General features: G+C 45.4%; 14 protein-coding genes and 1 pseudogene. 11 read left to right on the top strand and 4 right to left on the bottom strand.

Annotated features, from left to right (window positions below; translation table 11 throughout):
- Position 1 precedes the first annotated feature (1 nt).
- The 6 genes from ABV001_RS15940 to ABV001_RS15915 all read left to right on the top strand — a co-directional run bounded on the left by ABV001_RS15940 (position 2) and on the right by ABV001_RS15915 (position 8,562).
- Positions 2 to 3,151: a SusC/RagA family TonB-linked outer membrane protein gene (locus ABV001_RS15940; RefSeq protein ID WP_352423727.1), complete on the top strand. Its 3,150-nt coding sequence runs from the start codon at positions 2 to 4 to the stop codon at positions 3,149 to 3,151.
- A gap of 12 nt (positions 3,152 to 3,163) precedes the next feature.
- Positions 3,164 to 5,080: a RagB/SusD family nutrient uptake outer membrane protein gene (locus ABV001_RS15935; protein ID WP_352423726.1), complete on the top strand. Its 1,917-nt coding sequence runs from the start codon at positions 3,164 to 3,166 to the stop codon at positions 5,078 to 5,080.
- A 22-nt stretch (positions 5,081 to 5,102) separates the two neighbouring features.
- Positions 5,103 to 5,822 carry a DUF3823 domain-containing protein gene (locus tag ABV001_RS15930; protein ID WP_294081285.1) on the top strand — a complete coding sequence of 240 codons (720 nt, stop codon included), beginning with the start codon at positions 5,103 to 5,105 and terminating at the stop codon, positions 5,820 to 5,822.
- 20 nt (positions 5,823 to 5,842) lie between these two features.
- On the top strand, positions 5,843 to 6,637 hold the full coding sequence (locus ABV001_RS15925) for an endonuclease/exonuclease/phosphatase family protein (protein ID WP_352423725.1): 795 nt from the start codon (positions 5,843 to 5,845) through the stop codon (positions 6,635 to 6,637).
- 14 nt (positions 6,638 to 6,651) lie between these two features.
- Complete coding sequence (locus tag ABV001_RS15920) at positions 6,652 to 8,016, top strand: IPT/TIG domain-containing protein (RefSeq protein WP_352423724.1); 1,365 nt, start codon at positions 6,652 to 6,654, stop codon at positions 8,014 to 8,016.
- Positions 8,017 to 8,184: 168 nt separating this feature from the next.
- Positions 8,185 to 8,562, top strand: coding sequence for a hypothetical protein (locus ABV001_RS15915; RefSeq protein ID WP_294081288.1), 378 nt, complete (start codon positions 8,185 to 8,187; stop codon positions 8,560 to 8,562).
- Here the strand turns inward: ABV001_RS15915 and ccsA are convergent.
- The 4 genes from ccsA to nrfH all read right to left on the bottom strand — a co-directional run bounded on the left by ccsA (position 8,513) and on the right by nrfH (position 12,816).
- Positions 8,513 to 9,301 carry a cytochrome c biogenesis protein CcsA gene (gene ccsA, locus ABV001_RS15910; RefSeq protein ID WP_294081289.1) on the bottom strand — a complete coding sequence of 263 codons (789 nt, stop codon included), beginning with the start codon at positions 9,299 to 9,301 and terminating at the stop codon, positions 8,513 to 8,515. The two genes, ABV001_RS15915 and ccsA, sit on opposite strands and share 50 nt — an antisense overlap.
- Positions 9,298 to 10,557 (bottom strand): cytochrome c biogenesis ResB family protein, encoded by a 1,260-nt coding sequence (locus ABV001_RS15905; RefSeq protein WP_352423723.1) that lies wholly within the window; start codon positions 10,555 to 10,557, stop codon positions 9,298 to 9,300. The genes ccsA and ABV001_RS15905 overlap by 4 nt, the downstream gene beginning before the upstream one ends.
- Positions 10,557 to 12,053 carry an ammonia-forming cytochrome c nitrite reductase gene (gene nrfA / locus ABV001_RS15900; protein WP_294081292.1) on the bottom strand — a complete coding sequence of 499 codons (1,497 nt, stop codon included), beginning with the start codon at positions 12,051 to 12,053 and terminating at the stop codon, positions 10,557 to 10,559. The genes ABV001_RS15905 and nrfA overlap by 1 nt, the downstream gene beginning before the upstream one ends.
- A gap of 172 nt (positions 12,054 to 12,225) precedes the next feature.
- Complete coding sequence (nrfH, locus tag ABV001_RS15895; protein ID WP_294081293.1) at positions 12,226 to 12,816, bottom strand: cytochrome c nitrite reductase small subunit; 591 nt, start codon at positions 12,814 to 12,816, stop codon at positions 12,226 to 12,228.
- 270 nt (positions 12,817 to 13,086) lie between these two features.
- On the opposite strand from nrfH, the gene ABV001_RS15890 reads away from it, so the two are divergent.
- The 5 genes and pseudogenes from ABV001_RS15890 to ABV001_RS15870 all read left to right on the top strand — a co-directional run bounded on the left by ABV001_RS15890 (position 13,087) and on the right by ABV001_RS15870 (position 16,906).
- Positions 13,087 to 13,773 carry a Crp/Fnr family transcriptional regulator gene (locus tag ABV001_RS15890; protein WP_352423722.1) on the top strand — a complete coding sequence of 229 codons (687 nt, stop codon included), beginning with the start codon at positions 13,087 to 13,089 and terminating at the stop codon, positions 13,771 to 13,773.
- A gap of 69 nt (positions 13,774 to 13,842) precedes the next feature.
- Positions 13,843 to 14,691 (top strand): bifunctional helix-turn-helix domain-containing protein/methylated-DNA--[protein]-cysteine S-methyltransferase, encoded by an 849-nt coding sequence (locus ABV001_RS15885; protein ID WP_352423721.1) that lies wholly within the window; start codon positions 13,843 to 13,845, stop codon positions 14,689 to 14,691.
- A gap of 17 nt (positions 14,692 to 14,708) precedes the next feature.
- Positions 14,709 to 15,122, top strand: a complete 414-nt coding sequence (locus ABV001_RS15880) for a hypothetical protein (RefSeq protein WP_352423720.1) — start codon at positions 14,709 to 14,711, stop codon at positions 15,120 to 15,122.
- Positions 15,103 to 16,385, top strand: a pseudogene (locus ABV001_RS15875) (DUF3440 domain-containing protein). The gene ABV001_RS15880 and the pseudogene ABV001_RS15875 overlap by 20 nt, the downstream one beginning before the upstream one ends.
- Entirely contained in the window at positions 16,385 to 16,906 is a 522-nt protein-coding gene (locus tag ABV001_RS15870) for an IbrB-like domain-containing protein (protein ID WP_323424096.1), read from the top strand. The pseudogene ABV001_RS15875 and the gene ABV001_RS15870 overlap by 1 nt, the downstream one beginning before the upstream one ends.
- The last annotated feature ends 3 nt before the right edge of the window (positions 16,907 to 16,909 follow it).

Genomic DNA, 16,909 nt, shown 5'->3' with positions numbered 1-16,909 from the left:
CATGAAAAAGAGACTGGAGCAAAAGCCCATCAAGGCTTGTAAACCACGGTGGATATTATCTTTCACCATGGTCGTCCTATTGACATTAAATCCGCTGTTTTTGGACACTTTTCTTTTGAAAGCACAAATTGTATCTTCAGAGCAGTCCATAAGTGTAAAAGGATCTGTTGTAGATGAAGATCTGTTGCCGCTTATTGGCGTGACCGTTACCCTCCAGGGTAATCCAACTGTTGGGACAATGACCGATATTGATGGCGTTTTTACGCTGGTTGTCCCCCCGAACTCGAAACTCGAGTTCTCGTATGTCGGCTTCACGTCTATCGTGAAAGACGTGAATGGACAAGATAATATGCAAGTGGTCATGACAGAAAATGCAGCCCTTTTGGATGAACTGGTGGTTGTAGGATATGGCGTACAGAGAAAAGTTTCCGTGACCGGTGCTGTGGCGGCAGTACAAGGAAAAGAGCTGGTCAGTGTAAAGACACCCAATGTTTCCAATATGCTGGCCGGCAGATTACCCGGGTTGCGTGCCGTACAACGCAGTGGTGCTCCGGGGGATGACAATGCCTCGGTGGATATCCGCGGTTATGGGAGTATGCTTGTTATTGTAGATGGTGTAGAGCGTGATTATACCCAGGTTAACCCCAATGATATTGAATCGGTCTCTATCTTGAAAGACGGTGCAGCTGCCGTGTATGGTTTTAAAGGGGCAAATGGGGTATTGTTGGTGACTACCAAACAGGGATCCAAGGGCGAGTCGAAAATCGATTACGGGTTCTATTATGGCTGGCAACAAAATACACGCTATCCCGATTGGATGAATTCATACGAATATGCCGCACTTTATAATGAGGCTATTTATAATGTAAATCCTTGGAGAGGGCAGCCTGCCTATAGCAATGATGAATTGGCGAGATATAAAGCCGGTGCCGGGACAGATTGGTGGAATGGGACAATCCGTGATTCGGCCCCTCAATCCAGCCACAATTTGAGCATATCGGGTGGAACGGACAAGGTTTCTTACTTCCTGTCTGCAGGTATTATGGAGCAAGAAGGGATATTGAAATCGAAAGACTGGAATTATAACCGGTATAATTTGCGTTCAAATGTAAAAGTGGAGGTTGCCAAAGGCTTTGATGTAGAACTCCGCATTGGTGGAAGATACGATAAAAGGAAACGGCCTTTTGAGGCAGACAAATTATTTGCATCGGCCCAACAGGCAATTCCTACCTATTCCCAATATGCAAATGACGATCCGCTGTATTGGCAGGCAACAGGAAACTCTCCGAATGTTATTCAGACCTCCTATATCGACAATGCCGGTTATGAAAACCGTATGCGTAGGGAATTCAACAGCTCGTTGACCTTCAATTGGCAGATACCCTGGGTAGAAGGGTTGATGGCAAAGGCGATGATTGCCTATGATTATTCGAACAAAGAGTGGAAAAGCTGGGGAAAAGAGGCATACAACTATATCTATGATGCCAATGCCGATTTCTATACTCCGATTGCTATCCGTAACAACTCGAATCTTGAATCCAAGCAGGAGAATTATTATAAGCCTACCTACCAGTATTCACTCAATTACAACCGTAAGTTTGCAGAAAAACATGACGTGGGGGCACTGCTCTTATGGGAAATGTATGATGACCGGACAACGGACGTAATGGCCAGAAGATTCTTCGCGATAGGACTTGTTGATGATATGGACTATGGCGACATAGAGAATATGTCCAATGGAGGTAGAAGCCTGGAGACGGCTCATGCAGGACTTGTCGGGCGTCTCAATTATGCGTTTGACAATCGCTATCTTGTAGAATTCAATTTCCGGTATGATGGTACTTATAAATACAGGGCCGGTGACCGCTGGGGATTCTTTCCCGGTGTATTGGCCGGATGGCGTTTGTCGGAAGAACCATTCTTTAAAGATTTGAATACACCGTTCGACAATATCAAGATAAGGGGATCTTTTGCCGAATTGGGAGACGAAGGAAATTATGAAGCTTTCCAGTATCTTGATGGTTATAAATATCAAGGAAGTTACGTCATGGGAACAGGGGGACTGATCTCCGGTATGATCAGCCGGGGAATGGCTAATCCATGGCTGACATGGTATAAATCGAAAATCTCGAATATTGGATTTGAGGCATCGTATAAGCAGGGTTTGTTATCAGCTGAATTTGACTGGTTCCTTCGCCACCGCACAGGACTTCCGGCCAGACGGACGGATTCACTGCCTTCGACTTTTGGAGAAACGATGCCGGAAGAAAACCTCAATTCTGATATCAATACCGGTTTTGAGTTAAAGATCGGACACCGGAATAATATCCAGGATTTCTATTATGATATAAGTGCCAATTTCTCGGTTACCCGTATTAAGAATGATTATGTAGAGCGATCGGCCTCTACGAATATGTATGATGACTGGCGGAATAATACCAATGGAAGATACAAAGATATCCGTTGGGGTAGGAAGGTTGTAGGACAATTCCAATCTTTCGAAGAAATCCTGAACTCCCCCATTCAGGATGGAAATGGGAATAAGTCGCTTCTTCCGGGGGATTTGAAGTTTGAAGACTTTAATGGAGACGGTATCATTGACCTGAATGACGAACAACTTATCGGACACGGTGCCACGCCACGGATGTATTACGGTTTGAATATGAGTGGAGCGTATAAGAACTTTGATCTTACTTTGTTTTTCCAGGGAGCTGCCGGACACGATATTTATGTGGCGGGTGATATCCTGGATACGTTTGTACAGCAAGGGCTTGGGAATGGTTTGGCTGTTATGACAGACCGCTGGCACCGGGAAGACCCTACAAACCCTTACAGTAACTGGATTGCAGGAATGATGCCGGCGGCAAGGGTGGCCGGGTTTGAAGACAACAGGAGCAATAATTCGTGGTCTTTGCACAAAGCAGATTATCTAAGGTTAAAAACGTTAGAAGTAGGATATACATTGCCTAAAAGCTTCCTGTCGAAGTGGAACATAGACCAGTTTCGTTTTTATGTGAGTGGAAACAATCTGTTGACATTTACAAGTAGAGATGGATTGATGAAGTATGTTGATCCGGAAAGTAATAATAGCGGATTGCGTTATTATCCCCAACAAAAATCTTACAATATTGGTGCTAACATAACTTTTTAAAATGAAGTCGTTATGAAACGTAATAAATATAAAATAATAACTCTTATTGGTATTATTGCATTTTCAATGGTGGGATGCAATGACTACCTCAACCGGGAAGATATCAGTGGTATAATTACCCCCGACTTGGTTTGGACTAATCCCAAAGCCATAGAAGCAGTGCTTGTCAACATGTATGATGCCGGTATTAAGCACGAGGACTTCGATTATTGGGATTATGGCAGCAAGTCTGACCTGCGTAACCCGACTACCATGTCTGATGAGGCACAAGGTTCATACCAGAAAAATCCGTTGTTTAGTAATGCAGATGCCGTATATACTTATAATGATTGGATTTTGAATGATCCGCTCAGCACGAGATATGTCTATATCCGTAATACGAATGACTTTATTGAAAAAGTGGCAGAGTCGGATGTCCTGAATGATGCCCAAAAAGAGCAACTCGATGCGGAAGCACGATGGATTCGTGCATATCAGTATTTTGGATTGGTGAAACGTTATGGTGGAGTGCCATTGTTGACTGAACCCCAACAGTACAATCCGGCTGACCCCTCTTCGATGTATGCTGCTCGGAATACAGAGGCAGAAATATATGATTTCATTATCAATGAATGTAATGCTATAAAGGATATACTTCCCCAAACCCGTCCCGATGCATCGAAATATCGTGTTACGAAAGGTGCGGCATTGGCCCTTTGTTCCCGTGCCGGATTATATGCCGGTACGATTGCCAAATATTCAAAGACACTTTCACTCTCCGGTACTGCTGTAGCCAGGGGATATGTATGTATTCCGGAAACCGAGGCTGAACGCTTTTTTAAGTCTTCACATGATGCCTCTTACGAGCTGTTGCATGATATGTCTAATTATAGCTTGCCAAGGTCTACCGCGAATACAACCGAAGCAAGGGCCGATAATTTTTATCATATCTTTTCTGCTACAACGAATGGTAACAGCGGCGAGTATATCCTCCAAAAACAATATAACGTGGCAGGAGGGAGAGGCCACATGTGGGATAAAATGAATATTCCGTTCTCTTACCGCCAAGGTGGTTGGGGATGCGGGGTTTCTCCTGTGTTAGAAATGATAGAGGCTTTTGAATATATAGACGGAACACCTGGTGAGTTGAGAATTGCAAACGGTGCCACACCTATTCAATACGATAATCTTTTAGACTTGTTCAAGGACAAAGACCCTCGTCTGTTTGCCACTGTGTATGTTCCCGGGTATCCTTTAAGGGGGAGCGTGATGGAATGGCGTAGAGGAGTAATTGATCAAAATGGGACGAAGTATGTGGCATCGAAACAACCAAGTGATGAGGTTGCGGTCACTCTCCCCGGTTACTCCGGTATCTTGTCGGGTAAGGATGGAGGGGCGGATGCAGGTGATGCCTCGAAAACCGGGTTTTACCAACGCAAGTTTATGGATGAAACACTGGATGACCTGGCCAATATTGATGACAGGAAATCTTCTACTCCTTTTGTGATGTTCCGTTTAGGTGAGATTTATCTTAACTATGCAGAAGCATGCCTGGAAATGAGTTCTCCCAAAACAAGCGAAGCCCTTTGGGCTGTCAATGAAATACGTGACCGGGCGGGCATCAGGGAAATTACCCAGGATGAGCTCACCATAGAAAAAGTACGGCATGAACGCAAGGTTGAACTCGCTTTCGAGAACCATCGCTACTGGGACATGAAACGATGGCGGATTGCCCATCTGCCGGTAGCCCAGGGCGGACTTACAGGGTTCAGGGGGAAAGCTTTGTATCCCTGGTTGGATGTGCGGACAGGTAAATATGTGTTTGAAATTGGAGAAAAACTACCCAAACAGACAAGGTTATTCCTTGAGAGAAACTATTATAACCGTTTTGGAACGGAAGATGTTACACCCAACCCGTTGCTGATACAAAATCCGGGTTATGCTTACTAAACAAAATCTTAAATAGGACAATATGAAAAAGATATATTATATATGTTTATTAGTTGCCTTTGTGTTTTTTATGGCATCTTGTGAAAATGATATCGACAATTATGATATGCCCAATGGGGGGATATTTGGTACTGTGATCGATGAACAGACAGGAGAGGCAATCCCATTCCCCGTAGAGGGGGGAAGTGGTGTGATGGTTTCTCTTACCGAAATAGAAACAGGGGCAACGGCTCCGATTACATTCAGGGCCAACCAGGATGGTACATACCGGAATACAAAAGTTTTCAATGGTTATTATCGTATCTCCTTTGGAAGTTGTCCTGTAGTGGGCATAGCAGAAGAATATGTGGAGATAAAAGGACAAACCGAATTCGACATTCTCGCGTTACCTTTTTCCCGAATCTCGGCGAATGCTTCTATATCTGCTGATAATGAGATTACGGTCAATTATGAAGTGGAGACTTTAGATCCTTCGTTTGTTTTGAAAAATGTGCAGGTAATGTGGAATTATGCTCCGGGTGTAGACATAAATAATGCCAATCATGCCAACATTGCCACGAAGGGAAGTGCCGCATCGGGCTCTCATCTATTTGAATTGCTGAATGACAGAGAGTTCGTGGAAAACCATTACAAGATTGTGTCGAACAAAAACAAGATATATGTCCGGGTCTCTGCTACCACTGAAGTGGCTTCCATGTCCAATACGAATTATAGCAAGGTGATTGAACTTACGATAAATTAAATATTTAAGCGCTTAAGATTATGAAGATTAAGAATATATTTTATAGCATATTCATGCTCACTGTTGTATGTTTTTCTGCTTGCAACTCCGATGATGATAATACAGTAGCTCCTCCCGATGATAGTGGCGTTAAGGTGAAAAGTATGACCTACAATATAAAATCCGGGGATATGAAAGGAATCGATGCCATTGGAAAGGTTATCAAGGATATTGATCCCGATATTGTGGGGTTACAGGAAGTGTCCTATATCATAAACGGGGTAAACGTGGAAGAGAGATTGAAGGAAATTACGGGCATGCCCTATTCATTTTTTGCGGAGGCATTACAGAATAATGGCGTTCCTTATGGAAACCTGATCTTGTCAAAAACACCGTTTACCCACTCCGAGAGCCATAAACTCGATTACAAGATTGAAGCGTATATCCGTTCCATTGGCATCGTGAAAACGAGCAAGGAAGATAAGGAATTTTATTTTGCCACTACGCATATAGACCATTCCCAGGCTATTAATCGGATATACCATGTAGAGCAGATACTTGGGTATACGGAGGCACTTGATGGGCCTGTCATCCTGTGTGGTGACTTTAACGGGGATGAAGTGAGCGAGCCGGTAAGGATGCTGCAAGACCAATTCACCATTGGCTGCCTCTATGATTACTGTCCTCCCACGATGACGGTACCTCAGCCTGATGGAGCCATAGACTTTATATTGTATTCTAATGGCGATTTTGTATCGAAACAATATAATTCTTACTATAAAGCGTATACCGAATCAGATCATTTTCCTGTATACGCGACATGTATGTTTAAATAATTAAATTTGAAAAGATGAAAATTATATATAATATCCTGATTAATAGGTGTCTAATTTTATTCATGGCCATAGTGGGTATCGGAATAATTTCCTGTGATGATAACCCGTCCAAGGAAGTGATGATACCTGCCGGAGGAGGGATTCCCGAAGTAAAAATTTTTTCGCCTTTGAAAGGGGGATTTGAGACTGAAATATCATTCTATGGTAGTAATCTCCCTACTGATCTATCCAAAATACGCGTGACGATAAACAATAAAGAAGCGGAAGTTACAAGTTCAAATGGTCGTATTGTAACGGCAATCATACAAAAAGATACGGGTTCGGGAGCAGTGAAGATATATGTGGATAATGACAATGAAACCAAAGAGTTTACGTTTCCTCATGAATTTGAATATGGATTTCAAACATTGGTTTCCACCTACCTGGGTGATGGGACGAAAGAAGATGTCGATGGCCCACGGGAAACAGCCCGGTTGAAAGGTCCCTATCGTGTGAACTGGGACAATGCCGGTGGCTTGTTTATTCTTGAAGAAGGCGGATCACCCAGTACGCCCACCAATTACTCCGCAGTGCGAAGATTGGTGAATGATGAACTCGAAACGCTGTTTACTGGCTTGGGCTCAACCGAGGCGGAAAAGATGCGTACGATTGTGTTCTCCAATGACTACAACACGTTGTATGTCACCAATGATAAGGATGCTAACGGAACAATGGGGTTGGGCATGCTTTCCATCATGGACAATTTTTCCAGTATGACGGCGCTTATTGATAATGCTTCAGAAACCACGCTTACTGCCGCTGTTCATCCGGTTACCGGAGATATTTTTATAGGGAGATACAATTCTGCCGCTATCATGAAATATGAGAATGGTTCATTGGATCTCAAGATGGATATTTTGAGTGCGAATGGAACGCTGACAGATATGATATTCAGTAAGGATGGAGAGAAGTTATATATATCAATAGCTTGGAGAGGGCATAGTATTCTGGTTGCCGATTACGATAAAGATAGCGATACTTTTTCTAATTTGAGGACATTGGCGGGACCGGCTGTTACTGTACCTGGTAATGCCGTAAATCAAACAGGCTATGTAGACGCCAAGGGTGACCAGGCACGCTTCAATAATCCGCAACAAATAGATATTGATGACGAAGATAATATCTATGTGGCTGATGCTGATAATCATTGCATCCGTAAGGTGACACCGGACGGGACTGTGACCACGTATGCCGGTACAGGAAAGAGTGCCGGATTCGTGAATGGTGAAGCATCTATCGCCAAGTTTAACAAGCCATTTGGTTGTAAATTCGGTCCTGATGGGGCATTGTACATTGCCGATAATAATAACCACCGTATTCGCAGGATCGCGATGCAATAGATTATAAATACTGAAAAGAGGCTGCCTCCCTTCAGGGAGGCAGCCTCTGGTTTAATTGACATTAAACCATTTAGAAATCCAAGTTGAATAGTAAGTATTCTATACGGAGGGCACCGAATGCTTACGGCTGAGCACCTTAATAAGATAGACACGCTTTAGCTCTCACTGTTGTTTCCTGCCCAATCCTACCATCATTTAGTAAAGGATTATAAACTCGATCCCGAGAATTATAATAATCCTTTCAATGATGCTAAAAAAGCCAAGAACCTATTCTATGACGAGGTCAACGCGTTTGCGGCATTGGACGAGGAGTTGAAGCGGATTTATGGGTTGCTCGATCCCATTGAAAGGGCGAAATCAATAGAGAGAGTGGCGGACTCGGACCGGTATGGACAACCCGATAACCTGTACCTCCATGTAAGCCGTAAAGATGTCTGGTTGGACTATCTTATCAACAAACAATGGAATATGAGGAACCTGGTGAGCGGGGCTTATCCTACGAAGAATAGGTGTGGATGCTTTGTTGTGCGGATGGGAGGTAGTTGACGCCGTACCAGCAGATCTGTAACAGGATGAATGCGATGATCAGGAGGATCATCGAGGTTTTGTCCGATGAACTTTTCTTTAACCGGTAGTGGATATAAAGCAGGTAGCCTATCCAGGTGGCGGCGGCCCAGGTCTCTTTCGGGTCCCAGCTCCAGTAATGTCCCCAGGCGACTTTCGCCCAGATTGCCCCCATCAGCATGCCCAGCGTGATACAGGCAATGCCGGCGTAGACCAAGCTGTCGGTCATCTCCATCAGTTTGGCTTTGTTGTTGATCTTCTTTTCCCTGACCAAATAATAGATGGCGACCAGTGTGGCAGCACCCAGGATGGCATAGGAGAACATATAAATGATCACATGGGGAGCGAACCAGGGACTTTGCAGTGCCGGCATCAGTGCCTTGTTATGGATATCGGGTTTTACGATATTGACAATGATAAAAACAGTGGAGAGTATGGTGGTAAAAGAGAGTATCCATTTGTAATTCCACCGCAGGTAGGTAAGCAGACCTGCCACCGGGAGAAAGAAGGAGTACCAGAGCCTTGTTTCGCCCATGGTGCGCAGAGGCGGGCGTTCTAATGATATCCATAATCCGGCGATAAAGATGGAAAAAACGATCAAACCGGCAACGGTCAGCAATGCCGGCCATCGCTTGTGTTTGCTTACATAAGCAAGTGCAGCACCGCTTCCCCAAAGGAGCACGGAGATGATGGCGAAATATATAAACGAATCCCAGGTCATGATGCTTTCTTTTTAGGTCCGGCGATAAACAGGAAGAGCGCTCCGGCCAATAACATGAAAATGCCTGTGTAGACCACCTTTAACCAGGGGTCACGTACCAGTTCAAAGACGGAGGTGTCGGAATATTTGCCTTTCGTGTCGTCGTAGCTGTATTGGTAGATCATCCAGTCTTCCACCTGAATCGGTTTATTGACTTCGATCACCGCCTCTTTTGTTTTTCCGTTTTCGGTAAAGGTGGTTACATGCGAACTGTATTTCTTTATCTCCTGCATTGGCATGGCGACACTGGTTTCGTCATCAATCTGCAGAAAGATAGGGGGGAAGAGGTAACTCCCGTTACTGACCCATCCTTCCACAGGTTGTGCGAGTCCCGGTTTGCTTGCTTTCACTTTGAGGGCGGTGGTGGCTCCTTCCATCATCATGGGCACGACGTTCATGAAAGTGGAGTCCCTGAAGATGGCAGCATGTGGAAGATAATCAGTAATTGTGAGGGCCACTCCCGCTAATTGGGTGGTTTTTCCTACTCCTTCAAACATATAGCTTTCGGGTCGCGTGGCGGACAACATCTTCCCGGTTTCATTTTCGATGATAACCAGTTTGGGTTCATATTCCTCTATCATAAAGGTATCCAATTGGATGGCCAGCGGTAATTCCTTTATTTCCCCCGTTTGCAGGCTTCCGCGCCATTCTACCTGTCCTTTCTGTATGGTCATGGTGAGCCGTTCCATATCGGCGCTGCCTAATATTCCTCCTAAAAGGGCGATGAACAGGCCCAGGTGGTTCAGGTAAAAGCCGATATCACGCCAGGTCTGCTTCCTGGTGCTCCTCTTCAGTATGGTCAGTCCCAGGATAGTGAGGTTGTAAAAACAAAGCAGGACGAACGGCCATGAAGTGGTCATCCGGTACCAGCCGAGGGAGGTGAAGGGGTGGGATGGCAGCTGTTCCGCGGGGGTGCCGGCAGCAAACTGGGGAATTAGCCCCAGGATCATGGCGAGCAGGAGGAGGGTTGCCAATGCCGGAATGGTGGCATATACGCTGGACAGCCATCTGACCACCCGTTTTTTTCCTGCGAGGAAATGGATGACGAAAAGTACTGCGATGAACAGGGCTCCGATGATCGTGTTGACGGGTGAAGCAAACAGGGCCGTCTCGATATTCCCGGCGGCAAGCTGCAGGAGTATCCCCGCCAACAAAACGCCCGCCGCGACGATAAAACCTTCCGCATACCCCCATGGGTGTTCCCAAATTTTCTTCATCAATTCAGACTGACGAGCCGATTATTGGCTCTTGCCGTTTCAAGCCATTGTGGAACGATGGTCTCCTGGAATTTCTGCTTGTTGGCCCTTTCCTTATTCATATCGAGTCCGATATAAGCTTGTGCCTTCTCTTTCGTGGAGATATCGGGCAGGGGTACATTTCCGGTAAAGCCGAGATCAGCCAATACTTTGGAGATCTCGAAGCGGGCCTTGTGGGCACGGTCGAGTCCCATGGAAAGGATGCGCTGGAATTCCACAGGAGAGTGGAACGATCCCCCGTGGGAAGCCACTGCGTAATCCCACCGCCATTGTGCCTGTCGGATCAATTGGAGGGCATTGTGCATTTGCTTTTCAGAGGCTCCCTTTTCCCAGGCAAATTGGGCTTCGAGGTGTGCTTTCGAGAGTTCCTCCTCTACCAGATTACGGATTTGGTTCGCACTGCGTTGCCGTTCATAGACGGCATTCCTGAGATCCTCTTCCGATTCCCGGTGGCATACCTGGCAGGTGTTGCTGATGTTGGCAAGGGGACTGATGATATGGTGATCGCTATATTTTATACCTCCTTCGGAAATATAAGGCATATGGCAATCGGCACACGAAACACCCCGTTGGGCGTGTATTCCCGTTTTAAATATTTCGTAGTCGGGATGTTGAGCCTTGATGATAGGTGCTTTGCTCAACGCGTGCGTGTAATCGGCAAACCCGATACTGTCGTAATACTGTTCCGCCCCCTCCATCGTGAGGCCGTTATGCCATGGGAAGGTGAGGTATTTCCCTTCAGGTGTAAAATAGTATTCCACGTGGCATTGCGCGCAGGCCAGCGAACGCATATCCTGGTGGGAGGCTTCCCTGATATCCATTCCCATATTGTGAAATCCTTCGATTAAACCCGGGCGGCTGATTTTCAGATCCATTGTCTCGGCATCATGGCAATCGGCGCAACCGATCGGATTGACCACTTCGTGCCCCCAGTGTGCCCAGGGTTGCTTGTAGAATTCCGCAATTCCCACCGAATCCATCAACCGGGGTACATCGGGACTTTTACAGGTCCAGCAGGTGGCCGGTTGCGGGCCTTCCTCGGATGTCATGGGCGCCCCTGTCCGAAGCGTATTGCGTACATCTTCAACAGCATGCTTATGCCCACGTGGTGTACTGTAATCTTTGGCGAAAGCATAACCTGCCCAGAGGATCACCATTTCGGGACGTTGAGCCAGTACATCCACTGCGCTGCTTCCGTTAAACTCGCTTTGGAAAGTGGTATCGGCGGTTTGTTCCCATGTTTCATATTCACGGGGGTAATTCACCGCGAATAGTTCGTTTCTCGATTCAATACCTTTGATTTCCACTTTCTTGTTATTCATCACACTTGCAATCTCGGCCCGTCGCTGGGTGATGGAAGCCGCCAGCATTCCCAGTAGGAATACCACTCCCAGGGTAAAGAAAAATAGTAGCCACCCTACCCAGGGTTTCATTTTGTTATCGTTTTTGTTCTTCATAAATATATGAAATTACCAATAATCAGTTACCAATTAATTATTTACATTTTTACATCTTTATTATCTACATCCCGTCAAGCCGGGATTTCCACCGCACTTCGATTGGCACTACTTTCTGAAAGTCGGGACAAGTTGTGCCGATTTCCCGATAAATCGGGACAAGTTATCGGGTTCAGTCAATCATTTTCTGCAGCCAATCCGGCACATTGCTTTTGGGCATTGGTATCCGTGCGTTGGGCGTAGATGAAAGCGAACGGCTGCGGGTATGCGGAACATCCCTGTGACAATCCCAGCAAGCGCTTCCTCCCATCTCCTTCGTATCTTTGAACCCCATTCGCCCTGTTTTTATAAACTCGGTATTGAGCTGTGTATGGCAACGGATACAATTATCCATAATCACCTGGGAACTCGCTTCAATGGCTTGTATGGCCTGGTGTTCACCCCGTATAGTGAATATAGCCGAATGACGTAATCCGTCTACAGCCTTGAAATAGTATCCTTTTATTTTATTGTCCTGCGGCACATGGCAATCGTTGCAGGTAGCATTTCGTCCGTGGGAACTATGCACCCAAGTGGCGTAATAAGGTCCCATGATATGGCAATTCACGCACGTGGCAGGATCGTTGGATAGATAACTATAAGCCCGTGATGCGAAGAAAGTATAGATAAAGAGCCCTACAAAGGCACCACTGATAATGAAAGCCGGGTATCTCCATCCTCCCCGCGGCCGTATTTCATTCCAGATATTTTGAAATTTGCCCATGGTCCCACTTATTAAAGATATTCAAAAACAAAGTAATAAAGAAAAAAACGAAAAAAGTGTAATAATTATGACAATTGAAGAAAAAAAACTATATTCGGGGTCTAATTTCATTAGATTATTTCTACATTCAGCAAAGCCAAAACAAGTTTTGTCTCTGTATTCGCTTAACGAAATAGTTCACTAAAGTTAGACATTTTCTCGCAATGGCATATTCCAAGTAAATTTGTCTTCTGCTCATATTGCTTAACGAAAACGTTCAATTTACAAAATATGGAAAGACAACATTTTGATAACCAACATACCGGAATGATTTTTCAGTGTCCCTTATGCAGTTCTGTTCCGGGCGATCAGCGTGAGGACTTTATGAGGGACGTACGCTTTTCAATAAAAAATTATCAGAAAGACGATATAATCGTCACCCAGGGAGCTCTTTATGAGTCGCTTTATATCCTGATCAGAGGGGAGGTCGTGACGGAGATGGCGGATGAAAAAGGTGATTTCATGAAGGTGGCGCATATCAGTGCCCCCAATCCGTTGGCTCCCGGTTTCCTGTTTGCCACCAACAACCGGTCGCCCGTTTCTGCTATATGCAAGGAGCCTTGTGTGGCAGTGGTTATTCCCAAAGAGAATGTCTATTTCCTGATGAGGAAGTATGAATCATTTATGCTGGCTTTTCTTTCCTATATCTCCAATAAGGTGTCGTCCCTTTCCGAGAAGTTAAGACTTGTTTCCCTACGTACCATTCGTGCAAAACTGGCCTATTACCTGTTGAAAGAGTCGGCCGGCGAACAGTCATTCCGGTTAAATGCCCCCAAAGAAGAGATCGCCCGTCTTTTCAGTGTTTCCCGTCCCGCGCTGGTAAAGGTAATGATGGAGATGGCAGCGGAAGGCATTATTGAAGTGGACCGGCGCGATATATTTATCAGGGACAGGGCGGCATTGCAAAATATGTTTTAAAAGCATGAATCGGGTTTCTTTAGTACCGCCTTATTCCTATTTTTGTAATAAAAAACAATCAACAGACGAATGAATACTCAGGAAAGACTGGATTTTGCCCGTGTGGCAGAGGCAATCACTTATATCCGGCAGGATTTTAAAAGGCAACCCGGACTGGAAGATATAGCCGAAAAGGTGGGTTTGAGCCCGGCGCATTTTCAGCGTTTGTTTACGAACTGGGCCGGTGTGAGCCCGAAGAAATTCCTGCAATACACCACCATAGAATATGCCAAGAAGAGGTTGAAAGAGGGAAGGGCTTCACTCTTCGATACGGCCTATGAAGCTGGATTGTCCGGTACCGGGCGGTTGCATGACCTGTTTGTCAATATAGAAGGGATGACTCCCGGAGAATATAAAAATGGAGGAGAGAAACTCTCGATCAACTACAGTTTTGCCGACACCCCGTTTGGTAAGATAATTGTAGCGTCTACATCCAAAGGGCTTTGTTATATGGCTTTTGCCGATGAAGAAAAGGAGGCTTTCGAAGCCCTCCGGTCGATGTTTTCCAGGGCTTCCTATCAGCAAAAGAGAGATGAGGTACAGCAAAAGGCATTGTCTTTTTTCTCCCGGGATTGGAGTGAGCCGGGGCAAATAAAATGCCATTTGAAAGGTACCGATTTCCAGTTGAAAGTATGGGAAACGCTATTGAAAATACCCATGGGGCAGTTGACGACCTACGGCGATATTGCCGCACGGATTGATAATCCCAAGGCATCACGGGCAGTCGGTTCAGCAGTGGGGGATAACCCTGTTTCTTTTCTTATACCGTGCCATCGCGTGATCCGTTCGTCCGGCGGATTGGGAGGATATCATTGGGGGCTGACCCGAAAGGCTGCTATCCTCGGGTGGGAGGCTGCGAAAGTGGAACAGATGGAATGATACTTGAAGAATCAGATATGGATATTATTCGGTTAAAAGGGAACGATAAGCAGCTTTATTCGCTGGTGGCACACCTTGTGATGGACGAGGAGGTGATCCGTTATAATTTGAATTACCCCTATAAGACCTCTCCCGATTATGAGTGGTTTGTGGCTACAGATAACAACGGTACCACTCTTGGTTTTATACCGGTTAAACTGGAAGGAGGCAAGGCTACGATCAATAATTATTATGTGGCGGAAGATGACAGGACCGTTTTTTCTGCATTGTTGAAAGAGATTATCAAGGTCGTTTCATCTGACTTTGAGATTGAGTCAGTTACACAGGTACGGCATGTCCCTGAATTTGAGAAAAGTGGATTTTCGGTAGTGCTCTGTTGGAAAAGGTATGTGAAAATGAGGATATTCAGTGATGAGGAAAAACGTATATGAACTGGCCATGCTGCGTATAAAGATATTATTCAATGAATTCGATAATATCTACGTCTCTTTTTCAGGAGGCAAGGACAGCGGTGTGATGTTGAACCTTTGTATACAATATATAAGGGAGAACAATCTTGACAGGAAGATCGGTGTATTTTTTATGGATTATGAAATACAGTATAACGAGACTATCGCATATGTCGATAGGGTGCTGAAAGAAAATGCCGATATTCTGGAAGTGTACCGTGTATGTGTACCCTTCAAGGTGACTACCTGCACCTCCATGCACCAGACTTACTGGCGTCCCTGGGATGAGGATTGTAAGGATTTCTGGGTGAGGGATATGCCGCCGGGCAGCTATCAGAAAGAAGATTTTCCGTTCTATCATCCCGGTATGTGGGACTCCGAATTTTATATCCTTTTTGCCCAATGGTATCATCTGCAGAAGAATGCCGGGAAGACCTGCTGCATGGTCGGGATCCGCACCCAGGAGAGTTCGCATCGTTGGCGAACGATCTATGGCAAGCGGAAACATCATATATACCGTACCTGAAATGGACAAAACAGCTCTCAAAAGATATTTACAATGCCTATGTGATCCATGACTGGCTGACAACGGATGTATGGACGGCCAACGGTCGCTTCGGGTGGGATTACAACCGGTTATATGACTTGTATTATCAGGCCGGGGTGCCGTTGGACAAACAACGTGTTGCCAGCCCTTTCCTTCTGGCGGCACAGGAGAGTCTGCATCTTTACCGGGCCATCGACCCCGATATGTGGGGAAAAATGATATGCCGCGTGAACGGTATCAACTTCACGTCCCTTTATGGGCATACAACCGCCGTGGCACAGAAAAAGATCAATCTTCCGGAAGGACATACCTGGGAAAGTTACATGCACTTTCTTTTGGCTACCCTGCCGGAAGAGATACGGCAGAATTATCTCAACAAACTCTCGGTGAGCATCAACTTCTGGAGGAAACGGGGTGGATGTCTTCCGGAAAAAACAATAGAGCAATTGCAGAATATAGGGATTAATATAGAGGTATTGGATTATACAAATTATAAGACTGAGAAACGTCCGGTCAGGATGGAATACCAGAATGATCTCGATGTGCCCGGATTCAAGTATCTCCCCACGTTTAAGCGGATGTGTATCTGCATCCTCAGGAACGATCATCTTTGCAAATATATGGGATTTGCCATGACGAAGAAGGAGCTGGATCTCCGTAATAAAGTGATGGATTTTTACCAAGGAATTTATAGCTGATGAAAGACGAACAGAAATATATGAGCCCGGTATATGCTGTAAAAGCTGTGCCGGTAGAGAAGATAGAGGCCAATGCATATAATCCCAATGTTGTGGCTCCTCCGGAGATGGAGCTCCTTGAATTGTCGATATGGGAGGATGGTTATACCATGCCCTGCGTATGTTACTATTTTCCTGAGGAGGATAAGTATGAGCTGGTAGACGGGTTTCACCGCTACCTGATAATGAAGACTTCGAAACGCATCTATGAACGGGAAAAGGGCTGTTTACCGGTGACGGTGATCGACAAAGATCTCTCCAACCGTATGGCATCGACCATCAGGCACAACCGTGCCCGTGGCACCCATAGCATTGAATTGATGACCAATATTGTGTCTGAACTTAAAAAAGCGGGGATGAGCGATACCTGGATCATGAAAAACATAGGGATGGACAAAGACGAACTGCTCCGGCTTAAACAGATTTCAGGCCTGGCAGCACTTTTTGCCGATAAAGATTTCAGTATTCCCGAAAATATCTGAGTT

It is taken from the genome of Proteiniphilum sp., assembly GCF_040307845.1.
Lineage (GTDB): Bacteria > Bacteroidota > Bacteroidia > Bacteroidales > Dysgonomonadaceae > Proteiniphilum.
This window is presented reverse-complemented; position numbering and strand designations above follow the sequence as displayed.